Here is a 21112-nt window from a genome sequence, read left to right on the forward strand (position 1 = left end):
TTCGGACTCGAACCTTTGCTGTTGCAAAGCGCCTGGTTTCGCCCGCACAACCGCAGCGAGGAAGTCGCCGGCCTTTATCTGGTCGGCGCCGGCACCCATCCCGGTGCGGGGCTGCCCGGCGTGCTGTCATCCGCCCGCGTGCTCGATGCGCTCGTTCCCCACGCCCACGCTTTGGTGACTTCATGACCGCGACTGCCGATATCGCCGCCTGCCGTGCGCTACTGAAAAACGGATCGCGCACCTTTCACGCCGCCTCGAAAGTCCTGCCACGAAAGGTCGCCGATCCCGCGATCGCGCTGTATGCGTTCTGCCGTCTCGCCGATGACGCCGTCGATCTCGGCACCGATCGCGGCGGCGCGGTCGCGCGACTGCGGTCGCGGCTGAATGACGTTTATCGCGGGCAGCCGATACCGCACCCAGCCGACCGCGCCTTCGCCGCCGTGGTCGCGCAATTCACGATCCCGCGCGAACTGCCGGAAGCCTTGCTCGAAGGGCTCGATTGGGACGCTCGGTCGCGCCGCTATCAGACCTTGAATGATCTCACCGCCTATGCCGCGCGCGTCGCCGGCTCAGTCGGCGCGATGATGACGCTGATCATGGGCGCGCGGGAGCCGGAGGTGGTCGCGCGGGCCTGTGATCTCGGCGTCGCCATGCAGCTCACCAATATCGCCCGCGATGTTGGCGAGGACGCCCGTGCCGGCCGGCTGTACCTGCCGCTGCAATGGCTGCGCGAGGCCGGCATTGATCCAGATGAGTTTCTGGCCAGGCCGTCGTTGACGCCGGAGATCGCCGCCATCGTGCAGCGTTTGCTCGATGCCGCCGAATTGCTCTACGCCCGCGGCGGGCTCGGCATCGCGCGGCTACCGCGGTCGTGCCGCCCCGGCATTCATGCGGCTCGCGCGCTCTATGCCGAGATCGGCCGCGAGGTCGAGCGCGCCGGCCTGGATTCGATTGCTCAGCGCGCGGTGGTGTCGACGAAGCGCAAATTGACGGTTCTGGCGCGACGGCTTGTCGTGGCGCCGCCGCGGGTGGCGCAGTCCGATCTCGCCGCGCTTCCCGAGGTCCGGTTCCTGATCGACGCCGTCGCCGCCACGCCGCGGCGCGAACGCGCGAAGGCGCGCAGCCGGCCGGTGGAAGATCGCGTGGTCTGGGTGCTGGACCTCTTCACCCGCCTGGAGCGTCGCGACCAGTTGCAGCGCGGGCGTTTGTAGCCCGGATGAGCCCTTGCGACATCCGGGGGCGGCCTGTCTGCGTGCATCTAATTCCCGATGTCGCCGCCGCGCCGGGCGGCGCGTCGTCTGATCCGGGCTACAGCCGGCGACGGCTGCATGCTATTGACGTGGCTCAACAGGCTGCGAAGCCAAAAATGACAATGAGCGACATGAACATCAACGCATCCCCGAAACATATCGCCGAGCAGCACCGCGCCGTTGCCAAAGTCTGGTTCGAATCGTTGCGCGATCGCATCTGCGCCGAGGTCGAGGCGCTGGAGCGCGAGGCGCCGGAAGACCTGTTTCCGGGCGCGCCCGCGACTTTCACCTACAAGCCCTGGACCCGCGCTACCGGGACCGGCGGCGGCACCGGTGGTTTCCTCAGCGGCGGCCGGCTGTTCGAGAAGATCGGCATCCACACCTCCTCGGCCAATGGACAGTTGACGCCGGCGATGGCGAAAACGCTGCCCGGCGACGGCGAGCAACTCGATTATGTTTCCACCAGCATCAGCCTGATCATGCATCCACGCAGCCCCCGTGTGCCGACCGTGCATATGAACACGCGATTTCTGTCGACCGCGCAGGGTTGGTTTGGCGGCGGCGCCGACCTGACGCCGATGCTGCCCGAGCAGCGCACCCAGACCGCGCCGGACACCGTGACGTTCCACGGCGCGATGCGCGCTGCCTGCGACGCCCATGACCCGGCCTATTACGAAAAGTTCAAGGCCTGGGCCGACACCTATTTTTTTCTGCCGCACCGTGGCACCGCGCGAGGCGTCGGTGGCATCTTTTATGATCATCTCAACAGCGGCGATTTCGACAGGGATTTTGCGTTCACCCGCGATGTCGGCTCGGCCTTCCTCGATGTCTATCCCCGAATCGTGCGCGCCCGCATGATGGAGCCGTGGACCGAGGCCGAGCGCGCCGAGCAGTTGGAAACTCGCGGCCTTTATGTCGAGTTCAACCTGCTATACGACAAGGGCACGATGTTCGGCCTGCAGACTGGCGGCAATATCGAAACCATCCTGAGCTCGATGCCGCCGCTGGTGAGCTGGGGCTGAAAATTTCTATCCGCGCTTCGCCTTCGTGACGGAAGCAAGTCATGGAAAGCTATCTCGGCTTCATCGAATTTTTCGTCGTGGCGTTGTTCGCGGGCGCCTGGGCGATCCTGGAATGGCAGGGACGGCGGCTCGACCGCAAGAAGGAGGCGGAGAGGTCGGAGAAGCGCGATTGAACGCAGCGATCCATTCTCGTTCCCCGGCGCTGCGATGCAATATGACGTATTGCTTCGCAGCGCCGGGGTCCTGGTGTCTTTTGCATTAACCTGGACACGGGCTGCGTCCCGCCAATGTCATCGCCACGCCCGCGGCATCCGGAACGGCAACATCGCCTGCACCACGGGGGAGCGAAACCGGTCCAGCGACAGGCTTTCATGCATCAGCGTCACGGGTTCGCCTGATAGCTTCGACGCCACCACCGAGCGTGCGTAGAACGGCGCGTCTTCCAGCGTGCGCAACACGCTGGCGCCGGCTTCGCTGCGCACGCTGCGCCCCACCTGCCAGCCGCTGCGCCGCAGTGGCACGAGCTTCGGCGGATCAAACGCCCGACGATTGCCGGCATCGTCAAACCGCATCGCCAGGTTGATCTGGCGGCCGTCGCGACATTGCGCCTCGTACAGCACGGCGGTGCCGTCGCGCAGCGATCCGCGTGCCCATTGCCAGTCTACAAAGCCATCCTCGATCGGCGCGTCGCCACTATTGCTGTCGAAATAGCCATCGCCCTGCCATCCCCAGTGCGGCTGCTGTAGCGTCACCTGCACCCGCGCGCACGGCGCGATCGGCCGCCAGCGATGGTTGCCATCCGGATTCAGGGTGCATTCATGCGGCGTGATGGCTGATGGCATCACCCGGACGGTGCCTCGGATACGGCCGGGAATTGGCGCCGTCAGTTCGCTGATATCAATCGTCAGCGCCGTGCCGTCCCAGTGGGCTTCACTGGATCCGATCCGCAGATGATCAATGGCGCGCGACACGGCGCTGCGTGGGCGTTCCGTCATAGCCCATCGCTTGCGGCCGCGGCGATATAGCGCCACATTGAGCGCGCAGTGGTTGAGTGGGTCGGCTAGCCCTCTGCGCCGCTCATAGGCGTAATAGGGCGAGAACACGCTGCCGATGAAAGCGATGAGGCTGATGCCGTTCTCGCCGTCGTCGCTCAGCGCGTCGACGTACCACCACGCGTAGCCATTGTGCGTGACGGCGCGCGCGAAGTCAGGTCCGCGAGCAGGCAGGCCGCCGCCGCGCGGCCCGACAGCGCCGCCATCGGCACGCCCGGGCCCGGATGCGCGCTGCCGCTCGCCAGATACAGGCCCGGAATTTTCGTGCGCGCCCCCGGCCGCTGGAACGAGGCCGTCCATCCGTGCGAGCTGCGGCCGTACAATGCGCCGCCGGTCGCCGGAAACCTCGCATTGAAATCCGTCGGCGTCGTCACCTGCATCCGCTGACGGCTGAGTTTCAGGCCGCGGCGCTCCAGTACGCCAAATGTCCGTTGCGTGCATCGTTCCACCTCCGATGTCTGATAGTCGTGCCGGTCACCGTCGGCCGGCGCATTGATCAGCACCAGCAGCCGCTCGTCGTCTTGCGTCGCCGTGCCGTCATCGCCGCGATCCTGGGCGCAGACATAGACGCTCGGCTCATAGGGCAGCGTGTCGTGCCGGAAGATGGCTTCGAATTCCGCCGCGTAATCCTGCGAGAAAAATACGTTGTGGCGGACCAGCGGGAAGCCCGAGGTTCTGGCCAGCATGCTCCAGGTTATCGCCGACAGCGAACGCGCGCGGGCAGGGATGCCAGGCGCGGCGCGGCGGGCACTGGCACCGAACAGGCCGCCCGTCAGCGCGGCGATGTCGGCGTTGACGATCACCGCGTTGGCCTCGACGCGTTCGCCGGAGGCCAGCACCACGCCGCGGGCGCGACCGTTCACCGTCAGCACCTCGCGCACTTCCGCGCCGTAGCGGAATGTCGCGCCAGACCCTTTCGCGGCCTCAGCGAGCGCTGTGGCCAGCCGATACATGCCGCCTTCGACGCTCCACACGCCGTCGCGCTCCACATGCGCCACCAGCATCAAGGTGGCCGGCGCCAGAGAGGGCGATGAGCCGCAATAGGTGGCATAGCGGCCGAACAATTGCCGCAACCGCGGATCGTGGAAATATTGTGCCAGCGCGGCAGCCATCGCGGAAAACGGTTTTATCCGCGGCAGTTCGAGCAGACCGCTAAAACCGTTGGCGCCGAGTAGCGCCGCCAGGCTCGGCCGGTCGCTGCGCAGAAACGGCTTCTCCAGGATCTGGTAGATGCGCCTCGTGTCATGGCAGAACACGCGATAGCGCTCCGCCTCGGCCGCGCCGGCAAAATGACCGATGGCGGCGATCGAACGCTCCTCGTCGGCGAACAGATCGAGCCGCGCGGTCTCGTCCCAGGCATGCCGCGCCAGAATGTCGAGTGGCCGCAGCCGCACATGATCGACAAAAACCTTGCCAGCCTGCGCGAACAGTTCATCGAACACCCAGCGCATGGTGAATACTGTGGGGCCGCTGTCGATTTCGTGGCCGCCGACCTCGACTCGCCGGATCTTGCCGCCGGGCACAGCTTCCCGCTCCAGCACCGTGACATCGACGCCGCGCGCCGCCAGCGCGAACGCCGCCGTTAGCCCCGCCACCCCCGCGCCGACAATCACCGCGCGCTCCGACATGCCGGATGTCACTTTCGAACATTATTGACAGATGTCCATATTTATTTACATTATTTACGACAAGTCAAATGGACACTTTCGCAACCCAACCGGGAGCCTGCCATGGATGTCGCCAGCCGGATCGAGCGCGCGTTGAACGAAGCGGTGGCCAGCGCGGAGGTGCCGGGCTGTCCGCCGCGTCTCGCCGCGGCGATGCGCTATGCGGTGTTTCCCAAGGGTGCGCGGATCCGGCCGCGGCTCTGCCACAGCGTGTCGGCGGCCTGCGGCGAGGATCATCCCACCGCGACCGAGGCCGCCGGCGCGGCGCTCGAACTGCTGCACTGCGCATCCTTGGTGCATGACGACCTGCCGTGCTTCGACGCCGCCGATACCCGCCGCGGCCGTCCCTCGGTGCACAAGGCATTTGGCGAACCGCTCGCCGTGCTGGTCGGCGATGCGCTGATCGTGCTGGCGTTCCAGACGCTGGCGCGGCTGCAATGCGCGCCGGAGCGGCTGGCGTTGCTGACGCTGACGGTCGGGCGCTCGGTCGGCGTACCCGGCGGCATCGTTGCCGGACAGGCGTGGGAATGCGAATCGCAGATCGATCTGGCGCATTATCACCGCGCCAAGACCGGCGCGCTGTTCGCCGCCCGCCACGGTGGCGGGTGCCGCGGCCGCCGGCGCCGATGCCGAACCCTGGCGGATGCTCGGCGAAAAACTCGGTGAGGCCTATCAGGTCGCCGACGACATTCGCGATGCCGCGGCCGACGCGGATGAGATCGGCAAGCCGGTCGGCCAGGACGTAGCATTCGGCCGGCCCAGCGCGGTGATCGCCTATGGGCTCGACGGCGCGGTGCGGCATCTGCACCGGCTGGTGCGTGATGCCATCGACGCGATGCCGCCCTGTATCAATGGCGCTGAATTGAAGTCGCTGATGCTGTCGGAGGCGCGCCGGCTGGTGCCGGCGAAGCTGGCTCGGTTCGCGGCGTAGCGAAATGTCCCTGGCGACGCCTCGCGTGGCCGGCGAAACCCTGACGTGGCGCGACCGGCTGTTCCGGCTTCGCGACGAAATATTGTCGAACGCAAATTTCCAGCGGTTTGCCGGCGGTTTTGCCTTGACCCGGCCGATCGCACGCAAGCGCGCCGTAGCCTTGTTCGACCTCTGCGCCGGCTTCGTCTATTCGCAGGTGCTGTTGGCTTGCGTGAAGCTGGACCTGTTTGAGATGTTGTCGCGCGGGCCGCTCGGCGCTAACGAGTTGGCGACGCGCGTCTCGCTACCGGTTGCGTCGATGCGGCTGCTACTCGATGCGGCGACTTCGCTAAAGCTGGTGCAGAAGCGCAGCGGCGATCGCTATGGCCTCGGCCCGCTTGGCGCCGCGCTGCTCGGCAATCCCGGCGTCCTCGCGATGATCAGGCACCATGCGATGCTGTATGAGGATCTCACGGACCCTGTCGCCTTGCTGCGTCAGGAGCGAGGAGCAGGGTATCTCGCGCGCTACTGGCCCTATGCGGCCAACATCGCGCCGGCCGGTCTCTCCAGCGCCGATGTCACGCCCTATACGGCGCTGATGGCGCAGTCGCAGCCGATGATCGCGCATGAAGTGCTCAACGCCTGTTCGTTCCGCGATCATCATTGTCTGCTCGACGTCGGCGGCGGCAATGGCGCATTTCTCTCTGCCGTTGCCCACAAATATCCGAAGCTCAAAGGCGTGCTGTTCGATCTCCCCGCGGTGGCAGCGCAGGCTGCCGAACGGTTTCGCGCCGAGGGCCTGGCCTGCCGCGCGACTGCGATCGGCGGCTCTTTTCTCAGCGATGCGCTGCCGAAGGGCGCCGACATCGTCTCGCTCATCCGCATCCTCCATGACCATGACGATGCGCCGGCAATGAATTTGCTGCGCGCCGTGCACCGCGCACTGCCGAATGGCGGTACGCTTGTGATTTCCGAGCCGCTCGCCGGCATCCGCGGCGCCGAGCCGATCGCCGATGCTTATTTTGCATTTTATCTCCTGGCGATGGGTTCCGGCCGGCCGCGGACGTTCGATCGGCTGCGCGCGATGTTGATGGAGACCGGATTCGCGGAAGTCGCGCTGAAGCCGGCGGGCATGCCGATGCTGACGAGCGTGGTCACGGCCCGCAAGGCAAGCAAAGTTGACGGTGCCGATGTTAATTATACTTGACATATTAAAACGTCAGCATAACCTTACACTATCAGGCGCAGCTCATGCTGCCGTGACGGGGAGTTTGCGATGGAGACCATCGCCGTCGTTCTCAAGCAGCCGCAGCGGATCGAGCTCGACACGCTAGCTCTGACGGCGCCGGTGCAAGGCGACGTGGTCGTCGATATCGATTTCAGCGGCGTCTCCACCGGCACCGAGCGGCTGTTGTGGTCCGGCCAGATGCCGAGTTTTCCCGGCATGGGCTATCCGCTGGTCCCCGGCTACGAGTCGGTCGGCCGTGTAGTCGAAGCTTCCGGCGAAAGCGGGCTGCACGCCGACGACACCGTGTTCGTGCCGGGCGCCAAATGTTTTGGCGAAGTCCGCGGGCTGTTTGGCGCCTCGGCCTCGCGGTTGGTGGTTCCGGCGAAGCGCGTCGTACCGGTGGACGCGCAACTCGGCGACCGCGGCATCCTGCTGGCGCTGGCGGCTACGGCCTATCACGCGGTGGCGTCGCCGGGAGCCGTGAGCCCGCATTGTATCGTCGGCCACGGCGTGCTCGGCCGTCTGCTGGCGCGTATCGCCATCGCACTGGGCAATCCGCCGCCGACGGTGTGGGAGAACAACCCGGCGCGGCTGGCCGGCGCGCTCGGCTACGAGGTGCTCGATCCCGCCAGCGATCCGCGCCGTGACTACCGCGCCATCACCGACGTCTCCGGCGATGCCAGCTTGCTCGACACGTTGATCGGGCGGCTCGCGCCGTCCGGCGAGATCGTACTCGCCGGCTTCTACCACCAGCCGCTATCGTTTGCGTTTGCGCCTGCCTTCATGCGCGAGGCGCGGTTGCGCATCGCTGCGCAATGGCAGCCGCGTGATCTGTCGCTACCCGCGCGTTGATTGAGTCAGGCAAACTCTCGCTCGACGGCCTCATCACCCATCGCCATGCCGCGGCGGATGCGCCCGATGCCTATCGCACGGCCTTCAACGATTCCTCCTGCCTCAAAATGGTTCTGAACTGGAGCGCGCTTTCATGAATGCCCTTCCGCAGATCAATATGAAGGATGCGCTGCGCGCAGAAGCGGCGATCGAGCCCGATGCGCCGGTGACGACAGAAGTTACCAAGGAAACCCAGATCATCGCGATTTACGGCAAGGGCGGAATCGGCAAGTCGTTCACGCTCGCCAACCTCAGCTACATGATGGCGCAGCAGGGCAAGAAGGTACTCCTGATCGGCTGCGATCCGAAGAGTGATACCACTTCGCTGCTGTTCGGCGGCCGGGCGTGCCCGACCATCATCGAGACCTCGTCGAGGAAGAAGCTGGCCGGCGAGGAGGTGAAGATCGGTGACGTCTGCTTCAAGCGCGACGGCGTGTTCGCGATGGAACTGGGCGGCCCCGAGGTCGGGCGCGGTTGCGGCGGTCGCGGCATCATCCACGGCTTCGAACTGCTGGAGAAGCTCGGCTTCCATGAATGGGGCTTTGACTACGTGCTGCTGGATTTCCTCGGCGATGTGGTGTGCGGCGGCTTCGGCCTGCCGATCGCGCGCGACATGTGCCAGAAGGTGATCGTGGTCGGTTCCAACGACCTGCAGTCACTGTATGTCGCCAACAATGTCTGTTCGGCGGTGGAATACTTCCGCAAGCTTGGCGGCAATGTCGGCGTCGCCGGCATGGTGATCAACAAGGATGACGGCACCGGCGAGGCCGCGGCCTTCGCGCAGGCGGTTGGTATCCCGGTTCTGGCCGCGATTCCGGCCGATGACGACATCCGCAAGAAATCGGCGAATTACGAGATCATCGGCCTGCCCGGAGGGCCGTGGGCGTCGCTGTTCGAGACGCTCGCCACCAATGTCGGGCTGGCGCCGCCGGTTCGGCCGGCGCCGCTGACCCAGGACGGGCTGCTCGGCCTGTTCGCCAGCGAGGTCACCGGCCGCAACGTGGTGCTCGATCCGGCGACGATGGAAGATATGTGCGGCAAGTCGGTAGTGACAAAGCTGTCGCTCGAAGTCGTCTACGACGCGGCGTGAGAGCAGGGCAATGGAGCGCACGCCATGAACGCCATCCTGCCTCGCTATAGCGGAACCATTGCCGACTCCGTCGCGCACGACGCCGTCGAGATCGTTGTTGATGAAGCGCCTGCGCCGGTGATCAACGCTGCCGCGACGAAGGTCGATGGCGTCGGCTGCCATGCCGGCAAGGCCGAGCTTAGTGCGGCCGCGAAAGCCGCCGGCAAGAGCGCGATCCTCGACCGCTATGCCGCCGACTATCCGAAAGGCCCGCACGATCAGCCGCAGAGCATGTGCCCGGCGTTCGGCAGCCTGCGCGTCGGCCTGCGGATGCGGCGCACCGCGACGATCCTGTCCGGTTCGGCGTGCTGCGTGTACGGCCTGACCTTTACTTCGCACTTTTATGGCGCGCGCCGCAGCGTCGGCTACGTGCCGTTCAATTCCGAGACGCTGGTGACGGGAAAACTGTTCGAGGACATTCGCGAGGCGGTGTTCAAGCTCGCCGATCCCGCGCTCTACGACACCATCATCATTACCAATCTCTGCGTGCCCACCGCGTCGGGCGTGCCGCTCGACCTGCTGCCGGACGAGATCAACGGCGTCCGCATCATCGGCATCGACGTGCCGGGCTTCGGCGTGCCGACCCATGCCGAGGCCAAGGACGTGCTCGCCGCGGCGATGCTGGAATATGCCCGCAAGGAAGCCGAGCAGGGGCCGGTCGCCGCCCCGCGCGGCGGTCGCAGCGAGCGGCCGACGGTGACTTTGGTCGGCGAGATGTTTCCCGCCGATCCCGTCGGCATCGGCATGATGCTGGAGCCGCTCGGGCTCGCGGCGGGTCCGGTGGTGCCGACACGGGAATGGCGCGAGCTGTATGCCGCGCTGGATTGCCAGGTGGTCGCGGCCATTCATCCGTTCTACACGGCGAGCTTCCGGCAGTTCGATCTGGCGGGCCGCAACATCGTCGGCTCCGCGCCGGTGGGGCATGACGGCACCGAGGCCTGGCTGGAAGCGATCGGCGCGGCCTGCAACGTGTCGCGCGACAGGATCGATGCCGCGAAGAACCGCTTCCTGCCGGCCATCAAGGCCGCGCTGGCGGCCAAGCCCGTCAGCGCGCGCATCACGGTGTCCGGCTATGAGGGGTCCGAATTGCTGGTGGCGCGGCTGCTGATTGAGTCCGGCGCTACCGTGCCTTACGTCGGCACGGCCTGCCCGCGCACGCCGTGGTCCGAACCGGACCGGCAATGGCTGGAAGCGAAGGGCACGCGCGTGCAGTACCGCGCCTCGCTGGAAATGGACCTCGCCGCGGTCGGCGAGTTCAAGCCCGATCTCGCCATTGGCACCACGCCGATCGTGCAGAAGGCAAAGCAGCTCGCGATCCCGGCTTTGTATTTCACCAACCTGATTTCGGCGCGGCCGCTATTCGGCGTCGCCGGCGCAGGCTCGCTGGCGCAGGTCGTCAACGCCGCGCTCGCCAACCAGAGCCGCTTCGACGAGATGCGCGATTTCTTCGGCGACACCGGCGAGGGCGACAATGCCGGCATCTGGGAAGACACCCCGAAGCCGAACGCGGCCTTCAGGGAGAAGTATCGCAAGCAGATCGACGCCCAGGCGAAGAAGCGCAAGGCAGAGGAGATGATCTGATGCTGGTGCTGGATCATGATCGGGCAGGCGGCTATTGGGGCGCGGTCTATGCCTTCACCGCGGTGAAGGGGATGCAGGTGATCATCGACGGCCCGGTCGGCTGCGAGAACCTGCCGGTCACCTCGGTGCTGCATTATACCGACGCGCTGCCGCCGCATGAATTGCCGATCGTGGTCACGGGTTTGGGCGAGGAAGAACTCGGCCAGACCGGTACCGAAGGCGCGATGAAGCGCGCGCACAAGACGCTCGATCCCTATCTGCCCGCGGTGGTGGTGACCGGCTCGATCGCCGAGATGATCGGCGGCGGCGTCACGCCGGAAGGCACCAATATCAAGCGCTTCCTGCCGCGCACCATCGACGAGGACCAGTGGCAGAGCGCCGACCGCGCCATCGTCTGGCTGTGGAAGGAATATGGCCCGAAGAAGATTCCCGAGCGCAAGCCGCTCAGCGCGGATGTGAAGCCTCGCGTGAATATCATCGGCCCGATCTACGGCACCTTCAACATGTCCAGCGATCTCGCCGAGATCCGCCGCCTCGTCGAAGGCATCGGTGCCGAGGTCAACATGGTGTTTCCCCTCGGGAGCCACCTGGCCGATATCCCGAAGCTGGTGAATGCCGACGTCAATGTCTGCATGTACCGTGAATTCGGCCGCCTGCTGTGCGAGGCGCTGGAACGGCCCTATCTGCAGGCGCCGATCGGACTGCATTCGACCACCAAATTCCTGCGCAAGCTGGGCGAACTGCTCGGCCTCGATCCCGAACCGTTCATCCAGCGCGAGAAACACACCACCATCAAACCGTTATGGGACCTGTGGCGCTCGGTGACGCAGGACTTCTTCGGTACCGCGAGCTTTGCCATCGTCGCCAACGAGACCTATGCCCGCGGCGTGCGTAATTTTCTCGAGACGGAGATGGGGCTGCCCTGCGCCTTCTCGTTCTCGCGCAAGGCCGGCGTCAAGCCTGACAACGACGCGGTCCGCCATGCCGTGCGCATGACGCCGCCGCTTATCCTGTTCGGTAGCTACAATGAGCGCATGTATCTCGCCGAAGCCGGCGGCCGCGCGATCTACATTCCGGCGTCGTTCCCCGGCGCGGTGATCCGCCGCCACCTCGGTACGCCGTTCATGGGCTATTCCGGCGCGACCTACCTGGTGCAGGAGGTCTGCAACGCGCTGTTCGACGCGCTGTTCGGCATCCTGCCGCTCGGCAGCGACTTGGATCGTGTCGAGCCGACGCCGGCGCGGCTGCATGAGGAAATTCTCTGGAGCGATGAAGCCAAGGCGCTGCTCGACGAGGTGCTCGAGGCGCATCCGGTGCTGGTGCGGATTTCGGCGGCCAAGCGGCTGCGCGACGCCGCCGAGAGCGGGGCGCGCCGTGCCGGCGAAAAAAGGGTGACACCGGATTTTGTCGTCCATGCGCGCATGGCCCTGAAGGACGGTCAGCCGGTGTGACGCGTGTGAATGAGTGAGCTGAACGCGCCGCGGTTATTGGCGCAACTGCCTGGGAGGAGACCTCGATGTCCGACTATGTGCACAGTGACCGCCGTTCAAGAGGGATCGCCAGCTGGACGCTGGAATCGCGGGCGACCTTCGCCGCCTGCTATCTGCTGTTTCTGTTGCGCGCGGTGTTGTACCGCGTGATGCCGTGGCGCCGGCCCGAACTATTCGGTCAGGCCGGTCGCGACGGATCGATCTTCAGGGAGGCCCACAACGCGGCGAGCGAGCTCGTCACCTCGTCGTTCATGGGCCTTTAGTCAGGGATTCGCCCGGCGCCGCCGGGCGGGTGCTGCCGCGTCTTCCGGGACCCGGCATTCGCTGTCGCCCGGCTCGGGCGGCGAACGGCCGCGAGGCCATCACTAGGAGGAATACCAAATGAAGGACGGTTCCATCTCGGGGCTATCCGAAGCCGAAGCCAAGGAATTCCACTCGATCTTCATGACGAGCTTCTTTCTGTTCGTGGCGATCGCGGTGGTGGCGCACATCCTGGCCTGGATGTGGCGTCCGTGGCTGCCCGGCCCCGGCGGCTACAGAGCGGCGCTGGAAAGTATCCAGCACGTGGCCAGTGTTTCCATGTCCTGTCTGACCTGAGGGAGATTCAAACATGTGGCGCATCTGGCTTCTCTTCGACCCGCGGCGTGCGCTGGTGCTGTTGTTCACGTTCCTGTTTGGACTGGCGATCGTGATCCACTTCATCCTGCTCAGCACCGACCGTTTCAACTGGCTCGACGGCCCGCGCAAGGGACCGCCGAAGACGTCAGGGATTTCTCTGCCTTACGCTCCGCCGGTGATGCCGTCCTGACGGCATCACGACGCTGCATCCCGGAACGGACGGAGCGGCCTGAGCACCCGCTTCGCCCGTTCCGGATGCGACCTGACATCGCAATGAAGATATACGCACAACGGCCTTCGTAGCCCGCATGAGCGAAGCGACATGCGGGGCCACTATCGACGGGAATACCCGCATGTCGCTTCGCTCATGCGGGCTACGGCTCACGCACTTGATGTGAACACGCGCAGGCGGAGGAACGATCGATGGCCATGCTCAGTTTTGAAAAGAAATATCGCGTTCGCGGCGGCACGCTGGTCGGCGGCGACCTGTTCGATTTCTGGGCTGGCCCGTTCTATGTCGGCTTCTTCGGCGTCACCACCGTGTTCTTCTCGCTGGTCGGCATCGCCATGATCCTGTGGAGCGCGGCGCTCGGCCCGACCTGGAATATCTGGCAGATCAGCGTCAACCCGCCGGACGCGTCCTATGGTCTTGCTTTTGCGCCGCTGCGGGAAGGCGGCATCTGGCAGATCGTTACGGTCTGCGCGCTCGGCGCCTTTGGGTCGTGGGCGCTGCGCGAGGTCGAGATCTGCCGCAAGCTCGGCATCGGCTATCACGTGCCGTTCGCCTTCGGCGTTGCGATCCTGGCCTATTTTACGCTGGTCGTGATCCGCCCGGTGCTGATGGGGTCGTGGAGCTACGGCTTCCCCTATGGCATCATCACCCATCTCGATTGGGTCTCGAACACCGGCTACCAGTACGGCAATTTCCACTACAATCCCGCTCACATGATCGCCATCACCTTCTTCTTCACGACGTGCCTGGCGCTGGCGCTGCACGGCGGGTTGATCCTGTCCTCCACCAATCCCGCCCGCGGCGAACCGGTGAAATCGCCGGAGCATGAGAACACCATGTTCCGAGATCTGATCGGCTATTCGGTCGGTACCATCGGCATCCACCGCCTCGGACTGTTTGTCGCGCTGTCCGCGGTGTTCTTCAGCGCGGTCTGCATTGTGATCAGCGGACCGTTGTGGGCCGAGGGCCAGGCCTGGTCCGAATGGTGGAACTGGTGGCGCAACCCGCCGATCTGGTCAGCGAGCTGATCCGTCTCACCCTGAAGAAGGTACATCCTCCAACAAGGCATCGCGTCATGGCCCAGTATCAGAATTCTTTTACCCAGGTGCAGGTCCGCAGCGACCTCTATCCGGGCATCCCGATCCAGCCCGGCACCTGGATCCGCTCCGGCGAAGGCCGTTTCAACTATTGGCTCGGCAAGATCGGTGATGCCCAGGTCGGTCCGGTCTATCTCGGCTTCACCGGCATCGCTCGATCATCTGCGGCATTGTCGCCATCGAGATCATTGGCCTCAACATGCTGGCTTCGGTGAACTGGAGTCCGGTCGAATTCGTCCGGCAATTGCCCTGGCTGTCGCTCGATCCGCCGAAGCCAGAATATGGTATCACCATTCCGCCCTTGAAAGACGGCGGCTGGTGGCTGATGGCCGGCTTCGCGCTCACCACCTCGATCATCCTGTGGTGGGTGCGGACCTATCGCCGCGCCCGGGCGCTGGGCATGGGAACGCACGTGTCCTGGGCGTTCGCCGCCGCGATCTGGCTGTATCTGGTGCTCGGCTTCATCCGGCCGCTGCTGATGGGGCATTTCAGCGAGGCGGTGCCCTTTGGGATTTTCCCGCATCTCGACTGGACCAACAATTTCTCGATCACCCACGGCAATCTGTTTTACAATCCGTTTCACATGCTCTCGATCGTCTTCCTGTATGGATCGGCGCTTTTGTTCGCGATGCATGGCGCCACCATTCTGGCGGTCAGCCGCTATGGCGGCGAGCGCGAGATTGAGCAGATCGTCGATCGCGGCACAGCGCTGGAGCGCGCGGCATTGTTCTGGCGCTGGACCATGGGGTTCAATGCTACTGCCGAATCGATCCATCGCTGGGCGTGGTGGTTCGCGGTGCTGTGCCCGCTGACCGGCGGCATCGGCATCCTGTTGTCGGGCACCGTGGTCGACAACTGGTTCGACTGGGGTGTCAAGCACGGGCTGGCACCGCCGCGCTGAGATTTCCCGGGACGACAACAGGCCGGACCCGGAAGGACATTGCCGAAGTGGAGGATTCCTCTTTGCTGGAGGATGTTTGCTCTGGTGCAGATATTCAAATCTCCGACGGAGTCGCTGGGCGATCTCGGTGCGCAATCGGTCGCGGGTCTGATCGCGGCGGCGACGGATGTCGCGGTCGTGGTCGACGGCCAGGGCGTGATCCGCGACGTGGCGTTCAACAAGGACGAGCTGTCGCTCGAGCTCGACGGCCATGGCCGTTGGCTCGGCGCGAGCTTCGCCGAGACCGTGACGCCCGATACCCGTGCCAAGGTTGGCGAGTTGCTGCGCGACGCGGTGGCGAAGAAGTCGTCGGGCTGGCGCCAGCTCAACCACCCCTCGCCGGCCGGCCAGGACATTCCGGTCTCTTACTCGGCCATCAATATTGGCCGCGACGATCGATTCGTGGTGGTTGGGCGCGACCTGCGCCAGTTGCAGGCGATGCAGCAGCGGCTGATCGCCGCGCAGCAGTCGATGGAGCGCGATTACATCCGGCTGCGCCACGCCGAGACTCGCTACCGGCTGCTGTTTCAGGTCTCGTCGGAGGCGGTGATCATGATTGACGCGCAGAGCCAGGCGATCATCGATGCCAACCCCGCTGCGCTGGCGCTGTTCGACGAAAGCGCCCCGCAACTGCTGAGGTCGACTTTCGCCTCGCATTTCGACGCGGTGGATACCGCCGCGATCCAGAACCTGCTGGCCGAGGTCCGCGCCACCGGCCGCGATAACAGTGTGCGCGCGCATCTGGCCCGAGATCGCCGTGAATGTGGCCTCGCTGTTTCGCTGTTTCGCCAGGAGCGCGCCTCGCTGTTTATGATCCGGCTGTCATCGCGTCAGCCGCTGCTCGACGCCGTGGCGCTGAAAGCGACGGCGCTGCTGCTACGCTATTTCGAGGTCGCGCCGGATGGCATGGTGATCACCCAGCACGATGGCCAGGTGATAAAGGCCAATCAGTCCTTCCTGGAAATGGCGCAGCTCACCCATGAGGAGCAGGCGCGCGGCGGAAATCTGGACCGCTGGCTCGGCCGCACCGGCGCCGATCTCGGCGTGGTGCTGGCCAGCCTGCGGCAGAGCGGCTCGGTCAAGCTGTTCGCGACCTTGCTGCGCGGCGCCTATGGCGCGACCGCGGAGGTCGAGCTGTCGGCGATCGCGCTGTCCGATGGCGACCGGCAGGATCTCGGCTTCGCGATCCGAAATGTCGAGAAGCGGTTGTCGGCGGTGACGCCATCGGCGCGCGAACTGCCGCGCTCGGTGGCGCAGCTCACCGAGATGATCGGCCGTGTGCCGCTGCGCGATCTGGTCCGTGAAACCACCGACGTGATCGAGAAACTGTCGATCGAGGCCGTGCTGGAACTGACCGGCGGCAACCGGGCTTCCGCCGCCGACATGCTCGGCCTCAGCCGCCAGAGCCTGTATGTCAAGCTGCGCCGCTTTGGCCTCGCCGAGCATGCCGTCGGGGAGGAGGACAATGATAATGATGAGTAGGGATACGTCCAAAGCAAACTCCGTCGCCAGCACGACACGCGGACCTAACCTCTCCCCGCGTAGCGCGCGGCGAGGGAAGCACGCCGCCGTTTCAACAATGACCCGGTCGAGAATGCGGGTGAACCGATGACGTTGACGCCTGATGCGATCCATCGCCCCGCGCCATCGGTGGTGCTCGAACTGCTGAAGCCGATCACCTGGTTTCCGCCGATGTGGGCATTCGGCTGCGGCGTGGTATCGTCGGGGGCGTCGGTGGGGCCGCGCTGGCCGCTGGTGGTCGCCGGCGTGCTGCTGGCGGGTCCGATGGTGTGCGGCACCAGCCAGGCGGTCAATGACTGGTACGACCGTCACGTCGATGCGATCAACGAACCGGGCCGGCCGATTCCGTCGGGCCGTATTCCCGGCCGCTGGGGACTCACTATCGCCATCGCCTGGACTGCGTTGTCGCTTCTGCTTGCGGCCACGCTCGGCGTCCGGGGATTTTCCGCCGCGGTGGTCGGCCTCGTGCTGGCGTGGCTGTACAGTGCGCCGCCGGTACGGCTGAAGCAGAACGGCTGGTGGGGCAATGCCGCCTGCGGGCTGTGCTATGAAGGCCTGCCATGGTTCACCGGCGCCGCGGTGATGACGGCGGGTGCTCCAGATGCGCGCATGGTCATCATTGCGCTGCTCTACAGTATTGGTGCGCACGGCATCATGACGCTGAATGATTTCAAGTCGGTCGAAGGTGATACCCGCATGGGCATCGATTCGCTGCCGGTGCTGCTCGGCGTCGATCGCGCGGCGCATTTTGCGTGCTGGGTGATGGCGCTGCCGCAACTTGTCGTCGTCACGCTGCTGTTGAACTGGCAGCGGCCGCTCTACGCCATCGCGGTCACCGCGCTACTGGCCGCGCAGATCCTGCTGATGGTGCGTTTGTTGAAAGGCCCGCGAGAACGTGCGCCGTGGTACAACGGCACTGGCATCAGCTGCTATGTGCTCGGAATGCTGGTCTGTGCCTTCGCGCTGGCGTCGCTGGGATCTGTCGAATGAATGTGTTGCCGTTGTCATGGTTCGCAATTGTGCGGCTTGGCCTGGTGCAGACCGGGCTCGGGGCCGTCGTTGTGCTCACCACCTCGACGCTGAACCGCGTGATGGTGGTGGAGTTGGCGATGCCCGCGATGCTGCCCGGTGCGCTGGTTGCGATCCATTACGCCTGGCAGGCTTTTCGGCCAGCCTGGGGCCATGGCTCCGACCAGGGTACGCGGCGAACGCCATGGCTGGTCGGCGGCATGGCGGTGCTGTCAAGCGGGGGATTCCTCGCCGCCTGTGCTACTGCGCTGATGGCGAGCCATGCGGCGCTCGGCATCGCGCTTGCCATTGTCGCCTTCTGCTTGATCGGTGCCGGCGTCGGCGCGGCCGGCACCACGTTGCTGGTGCTGCTTGCCAAGCGCACCGACGAGCAGCGCCGCGCGGCGGCCGGGACGATCGTGTGGGTGATGATGATCGCGGGGTTCATCGTCACCACCGCCACGGCCGGACATTTACTTGACCCGTTCTCGCCCTCGCGGCTGGTCGCAGTTTCCGGCGGCGTCTCGCTGATCGCGATGCTGCTCACGATTATCGGTGTGTGGGGCGTCGAGCCGCGCGCAGTTGCAGCGGTCGTAACATCGACGGCACTCCCGGCAACTACCTCGCTGCGCGCGGCCGTGCGCGAGGTCTGGCGCGAGAAGCAGGCCCGCCGCTTTGCGTTGTTCGTGTTCGTCTCGATGCTGGCCTACAGCGCGCAGGATCTGATTCTCGAGCCCTTTGCCGGCGTGGTGTTCGGTTATTCGCCCGGCGCCACCACACAACTCTCGAGCGTGCAGCATGTCGGCACGCTGCTCGGCATGACCCTTGTACCTGTGATCGGCGCGCTCTATCCGCGCTCGCGCGGCCATCTGCAAAACTGGAGCGTTGCCGGTTGCCTGACCTCGGCGTTAGCGCTGCTCGCGCTGTCAGCCGCATCGCTGCTCGGCCCGTCCTGGCCGCTGCGCGAGACCGTGTTTGCGCTCGGCCTGTGCAACGGCGCCTATGCGGTCGCGGCGATCGGCTCGATGATGGCGCTGGTCGGTGCCGGCAGTGCGCGCCGCGAGGGCGTGCGAATGGGTATCTGGGGCGCGGCGCAGGCGTTTGCGTTCGGCACCGGCGGTTTCCTCGGCACACTGGCGTCCGACGCCGCGCATGCACTGCTGAGGGAGCCGCCGCTGGCCTATGCCAGCGTGTTCGCGGTTGAGGCCGGCCTGTTCGTGGTGGCGGCGATGATGGCAGTGTGGGTGCATCGCGCCGGTACACGACCTCGCGCGGATGGCACGGTGCTCGATGTGGCAAAGGCGGCGATGGTAGGAGGGTGAGATGACGGATCGCTCCGAATTGTTCGACGTGGTGGTGGTTGGCGGCGGGCCGTCGGGGGCCACCGCCGCGCATGATCTGGCGCGGCTTGGCCGCCACGTGCTGCTGCTCGATCGTGCCGGCCGGATAAAACCCTGCGGTGGTGCGATACCACCGCGGCTGATCCAGGACTTTGCAATTCCCGATCACCTGCTGGTGGCGCGGGTGAATTGCGCGCGGATGGTGTCGCCTTCGGATCAGCAGGTCGACATGCCGATCGAAGGCGGCTTTGTCGGCATGGTTGACCGCGAAATATTCGACGAGTTTTTGCGGCAGCGCGCGGCGGATGCCGGCGCAGTCCGGCGCACCGGCACATTCAAACGCTTCGACCGCGATGACCGCGGCATCACGGTGGTGACGTTCGAGGAGCACGGCGTGGACGGGGCGACGAGCGAGCATCATATCCGCACCCGTTCGCTGATCGGCGCTGACGGCGCGTTGTCGGCCGTCGCCAGACAATGCCTCCCCGGTGCCGATCGGCTGCCTTACGTGTTCGCCTATCACGAGATCGTCCGTGCGCCGGTGGCTGAGGCCGCCTTCGACGGCCAGCGCTGCGATGTCTACTACCGCGGCACGGTGTCGCCGGATTTTTACGGCTGGGTATTCCCGCATGGCGATACCGTCAGCGTTGGCACCGGCTCGGCGCGAAAGGGCTTTTCGCTGCGCAACTCTGTCGGCGATCTGCGCGAGGCTGCCGGGCTGGGTGGTGTCGAGACGCTGCGCCGCGAAGGCGCGCCAATTCCGCTGCGGCCGCTGCCGCGCTGGGACGACGGCCACAGCGTATTGCTGGCCGGCGACGCCGCCGGCGTGGTGGCGCCAGCCTCGGGGGAGGGCATTTATTACGCGATGATCGGTGGCCGGCTGGCCGCCGAGGCGGTCGACCTGTTCCTCGAGACCGGGCAGGCCAGCGCGCTGCGCACGGCGCGGAAACGCTTCATGCGGCTGCATGGCACGGTGTTCTGGATTCTTGGCGTGATGCAGTGGTATTGGTATTCCAATGACCGCCGTCGGGAGCGCTTCGTCAGCATCTGCCGCGACCGCGACGTGCAGAAGCTGACCTGGGATGCCTATATGAATAAGCAGTTGGTGCGTGCCAGGCCGGTCGCGCATGTGAGAATTTTCTTCAAGAACCTTGCCCATATGGCTGGGCTGGCGCAGGCCTGATGGCGCAGCGTGAAAGTGTTTGGAAGCCGGTGCTGGTCGCCGCCGCGGCGGCGATAGCCGTCGCCGCGCTGGGCGGTACGCTCACCGATATCGGGCCATGGTACCAGAATCTGAAGAAGCCGTCCTGGCAGCCGCCGGACTGGCTGTTTGGCCCGGCCTGGACCACGATCTTTGCTCTTGCCGTGGTCTCCGCGGTGTCGGCCTGGCGCGGTGCGCGCGACCGGACGCGGCGCGAGTGGATCATTGGCCTGTTCGCGCTGAACGGTTTTCTGAACGTGCTGTGGAGCACGTTGTTCTTCGCGCTGCGGCGTCCGGACTGGGCGCTGCTGGAGGTCGGTTTCCTGTGGCTGGCGATCGCGCTGCCGATGGCGGTGTTCTGGCGGATATCGAAGACCGCGACCCTGTGTCTGGTGCCCTATCTGCTTTGGGTGACGTTCGCCGCTTATCTGAACCTCACCGTGGTTCGCCTCAACGCGCCGTTTGGGTGAGGCCCAGCCGCATGGTGTCCGATGGCTGAATGGTTCTCCAGCGGACGTCTCGTCGACGGCATTCTGGCGCTGGTCATTCTGGAGACCATCGTGCTCGACGTTCTGTGGCGCCGCAGCCGCCGCGGCCTACCGCTTGTCGATCTATTGCCCAACATCCTCGCCGGCGCGCTGCTGCTGCTGGCGCTCCGGCTTTCGCTGGGCGGCGCAGGATGGATGCCCTGCGGTGCCGCGCTTGCCGCGGCAGGGGCCGCGCATCTGATCGATCTCCGCCGGCGATGGAGGTAGGCAGGCGAATGATCAGCGTTGACTAAAATCCGCAAAAGGAATATATGCCGATTTGACCTTGTTGTCCTGTCGCGTCTGATCAGCGCGATGGAATGGCAGGCCGCCGATGACCAAGGTGGAGCGCCGGGAGGCGCCGCGCCCTACGTCATTGGGCGCGGGCGGCTGGCGTTAGCAGCTGCC

The 21112-nt window shown here is 65.5% G+C and carries 19 protein-coding genes and 4 pseudogenes; 21 read left to right on the plus strand and 2 right to left on the minus strand.

All coding sequences use genetic code 11. The annotated features are described in order from the left end of the window. The 4 genes and pseudogenes from Q0S16_RS11620 to Q0S16_RS11635 all read left to right on the plus strand — a co-directional run. Positions 1-186: pseudogene (locus tag Q0S16_RS11620) on the plus strand (phytoene desaturase); the annotation flags it as partial. Continuing rightward, entirely contained in the window at positions 183-1211 is a 1029-nt protein-coding gene (locus Q0S16_RS11625) for a phytoene/squalene synthase family protein (RefSeq protein WP_295848330.1), read from the plus strand. The pseudogene Q0S16_RS11620 and the gene Q0S16_RS11625, both read left to right, overlap by 4 nt. A 161-nt stretch (positions 1212-1372) precedes the next feature. Next, a complete protein-coding gene (hemF, locus tag Q0S16_RS11630) occupies positions 1373-2272 on the plus strand; it encodes an oxygen-dependent coproporphyrinogen oxidase (protein WP_295848371.1) in 900 nt (299 codons plus the stop codon). A gap of 41 nt (positions 2273-2313) precedes the next feature. Continuing rightward, positions 2314-2445 carry a hypothetical protein gene (locus Q0S16_RS11635; protein ID WP_295848331.1) on the plus strand — a complete coding sequence of 44 codons (132 nt, stop codon included), beginning with the start codon at positions 2314-2316 and terminating at the stop codon, positions 2443-2445. 117 nt (positions 2446-2562) lie between these two features. On the opposite strand, the gene Q0S16_RS11640 is transcribed toward Q0S16_RS11635, so the two are convergent. Together Q0S16_RS11640 and crtD are read right to left on the minus strand one after the other, a co-directional pair. Further along, positions 2563-3267: a hydratase gene (locus Q0S16_RS11640; protein WP_366517822.1), complete on the minus strand. Its 705-nt coding sequence runs from the start codon at positions 3265-3267 to the stop codon at positions 2563-2565. Positions 3268-3422: 155 nt separating this feature from the next. Continuing rightward, positions 3423-4952, minus strand: coding sequence for a 1-hydroxycarotenoid 3,4-desaturase CrtD (crtD, locus tag Q0S16_RS11645; protein WP_295848333.1), 1530 nt, complete (start codon positions 4950-4952; stop codon positions 3423-3425). Positions 4953-5054: 102 nt separating this feature from the next. Here crtD and Q0S16_RS11650 point away from each other — a divergent pair. From Q0S16_RS11650 to Q0S16_RS11730, 17 genes and pseudogenes are all read left to right on the plus strand, one after another. After that, positions 5055-5922: pseudogene (locus Q0S16_RS11650) on the plus strand (polyprenyl synthetase family protein). 4 nt (positions 5923-5926) lie between these two features. Next, positions 5927-7108, plus strand: a complete 1182-nt coding sequence (locus Q0S16_RS11655) for a methyltransferase (protein ID WP_295848335.1) — start codon at positions 5927-5929, stop codon at positions 7106-7108. A 69-nt stretch (positions 7109-7177) separates the two neighbouring features. Then, positions 7178-8118, plus strand: a pseudogene (gene bchC, locus Q0S16_RS11660) (chlorophyll synthesis pathway protein BchC). Next, positions 8115-9110 (plus strand): chlorophyllide a reductase iron protein subunit X, encoded by a 996-nt coding sequence (locus Q0S16_RS11665; protein ID WP_295848337.1) that lies wholly within the window; start codon positions 8115-8117, stop codon positions 9108-9110. Before bchC ends, Q0S16_RS11665 begins: the two are co-directional and overlap by 4 nt. A 24-nt stretch (positions 9111-9134) precedes the next feature. Next, positions 9135-10730 carry a chlorophyllide a reductase subunit Y gene (gene bchY / locus Q0S16_RS11670; RefSeq protein WP_295848339.1) on the plus strand — a complete coding sequence of 532 codons (1596 nt, stop codon included), beginning with the start codon at positions 9135-9137 and terminating at the stop codon, positions 10728-10730. Beyond that, positions 10730-12181: a chlorophyllide a reductase subunit Z gene (bchZ, locus tag Q0S16_RS11675; RefSeq protein WP_295848340.1), complete on the plus strand. Its 1452-nt coding sequence runs from the start codon at positions 10730-10732 to the stop codon at positions 12179-12181. Before bchY ends, bchZ begins: the two co-directional genes overlap by 1 nt. A 65-nt stretch (positions 12182-12246) precedes the next feature. Next, the gene (locus Q0S16_RS11680) at positions 12247-12483 is read left to right on the plus strand and encodes a hypothetical protein (protein ID WP_295848342.1); all 237 of its coding nucleotides are present in this window, start codon (positions 12247-12249) and stop codon (positions 12481-12483) included. A 118-nt stretch (positions 12484-12601) separates the two neighbouring features. Beyond that, positions 12602-12817 carry a light-harvesting antenna LH1, beta subunit gene (pufB, locus tag Q0S16_RS11685; RefSeq protein WP_295848344.1) on the plus strand — a complete coding sequence of 72 codons (216 nt, stop codon included), beginning with the start codon at positions 12602-12604 and terminating at the stop codon, positions 12815-12817. 13 nt (positions 12818-12830) lie between these two features. Next, positions 12831-13028: a light-harvesting antenna LH1, alpha subunit gene (pufA, locus tag Q0S16_RS11690; protein WP_295848346.1), complete on the plus strand. Its 198-nt coding sequence runs from the start codon at positions 12831-12833 to the stop codon at positions 13026-13028. Positions 13029-13261: 233 nt separating this feature from the next. Next, on the plus strand, positions 13262-14098 hold the full coding sequence (gene pufL, locus Q0S16_RS11695) for a photosynthetic reaction center subunit L (RefSeq protein ID WP_295848348.1): 837 nt from the start codon (positions 13262-13264) through the stop codon (positions 14096-14098). A gap of 47 nt (positions 14099-14145) precedes the next feature. Next, positions 14146-15068: pseudogene (gene pufM, locus Q0S16_RS11700) on the plus strand (photosynthetic reaction center subunit M). 84 nt (positions 15069-15152) lie between these two features. Then, entirely contained in the window at positions 15153-16589 is a 1437-nt protein-coding gene (gene ppsR / locus Q0S16_RS11705) for a transcriptional regulator PpsR (RefSeq protein WP_295848350.1), read from the plus strand. 126 nt (positions 16590-16715) lie between these two features. Continuing rightward, entirely contained in the window at positions 16716-17618 is a 903-nt protein-coding gene (chlG, locus tag Q0S16_RS11710) for a chlorophyll synthase ChlG (protein WP_295848352.1), read from the plus strand. Continuing rightward, positions 17615-18958: a BCD family MFS transporter gene (locus tag Q0S16_RS11715; protein WP_295848354.1), complete on the plus strand. Its 1344-nt coding sequence runs from the start codon at positions 17615-17617 to the stop codon at positions 18956-18958. The genes chlG and Q0S16_RS11715 overlap by 4 nt, the downstream gene beginning before the upstream one ends. A 1-nt stretch (position 18959) precedes the next feature. After that, on the plus strand, positions 18960-20159 hold the full coding sequence (locus tag Q0S16_RS11720) for a geranylgeranyl diphosphate reductase (RefSeq protein WP_295848360.1): 1200 nt from the start codon (positions 18960-18962) through the stop codon (positions 20157-20159). Then, positions 20159-20647, plus strand: a complete 489-nt coding sequence (locus Q0S16_RS11725; protein ID WP_295848366.1) for a TspO/MBR family protein — start codon at positions 20159-20161, stop codon at positions 20645-20647. The genes Q0S16_RS11720 and Q0S16_RS11725 overlap by 1 nt, the downstream gene beginning before the upstream one ends. A 21-nt stretch (positions 20648-20668) precedes the next feature. After that, positions 20669-20932 carry a hypothetical protein gene (locus Q0S16_RS11730; RefSeq protein WP_295848368.1) on the plus strand — a complete coding sequence of 88 codons (264 nt, stop codon included), beginning with the start codon at positions 20669-20671 and terminating at the stop codon, positions 20930-20932. Positions 20933-21112 lie beyond the last annotated feature (180 nt).

The sequence above is a fragment of the Tardiphaga sp. genome (genome assembly GCF_025356345.1).
Lineage (GTDB): Bacteria > Pseudomonadota > Alphaproteobacteria > Rhizobiales > Xanthobacteraceae > Tardiphaga.

Coding starts and splice junctions, on each gene's coding strand:
- Q0S16_RS11625 (WP_295848330.1), top strand. CDS start 183: ATGACCGCGACTGCCGATATCGCCGCCTGCCGTGCGCTACTGAAAAAC.
- hemF (WP_295848371.1), top strand. CDS start 1,373: ATGAGCGACATGAACATCAACGCATCCCCGAAACATATCGCCGAGCAG.
- Q0S16_RS11635 (WP_295848331.1), top strand. CDS start 2,314: ATGGAAAGCTATCTCGGCTTCATCGAATTTTTCGTCGTGGCGTTGTTC.
- Q0S16_RS11640 (WP_366517822.1), bottom strand. CDS start 3,267: ATGACGGAACGCCCACGCAGCGCCGTGTCGCGCGCCATTGATCATCTG.
- crtD (WP_295848333.1), bottom strand. CDS start 4,952: ATGTCGGAGCGCGCGGTGATTGTCGGCGCGGGGGTGGCGGGGCTAACG.
- Q0S16_RS11655 (WP_295848335.1), top strand. CDS start 5,927: ATGTCCCTGGCGACGCCTCGCGTGGCCGGCGAAACCCTGACGTGGCGC.
- Q0S16_RS11665 (WP_295848337.1), top strand. CDS start 8,115: ATGAATGCCCTTCCGCAGATCAATATGAAGGATGCGCTGCGCGCAGAA.
- bchY (WP_295848339.1), top strand. CDS start 9,135: ATGAACGCCATCCTGCCTCGCTATAGCGGAACCATTGCCGACTCCGTC.
- bchZ (WP_295848340.1), top strand. CDS start 10,730: ATGCTGGTGCTGGATCATGATCGGGCAGGCGGCTATTGGGGCGCGGTC.
- Q0S16_RS11680 (WP_295848342.1), top strand. CDS start 12,247: ATGTCCGACTATGTGCACAGTGACCGCCGTTCAAGAGGGATCGCCAGC.
- pufB (WP_295848344.1), top strand. CDS start 12,602: ATGAAGGACGGTTCCATCTCGGGGCTATCCGAAGCCGAAGCCAAGGAA.
- pufA (WP_295848346.1), top strand. CDS start 12,831: ATGTGGCGCATCTGGCTTCTCTTCGACCCGCGGCGTGCGCTGGTGCTG.
- pufL (WP_295848348.1), top strand. CDS start 13,262: ATGGCCATGCTCAGTTTTGAAAAGAAATATCGCGTTCGCGGCGGCACG.
- chlG (WP_295848352.1), top strand. CDS start 16,716: ATGACGTTGACGCCTGATGCGATCCATCGCCCCGCGCCATCGGTGGTG.
- Q0S16_RS11715 (WP_295848354.1), top strand. CDS start 17,615: ATGAATGTGTTGCCGTTGTCATGGTTCGCAATTGTGCGGCTTGGCCTG.
- Q0S16_RS11720 (WP_295848360.1), top strand. CDS start 18,960: ATGACGGATCGCTCCGAATTGTTCGACGTGGTGGTGGTTGGCGGCGGG.
- Q0S16_RS11725 (WP_295848366.1), top strand. CDS start 20,159: ATGGCGCAGCGTGAAAGTGTTTGGAAGCCGGTGCTGGTCGCCGCCGCG.
- Q0S16_RS11730 (WP_295848368.1), top strand. CDS start 20,669: ATGGCTGAATGGTTCTCCAGCGGACGTCTCGTCGACGGCATTCTGGCG.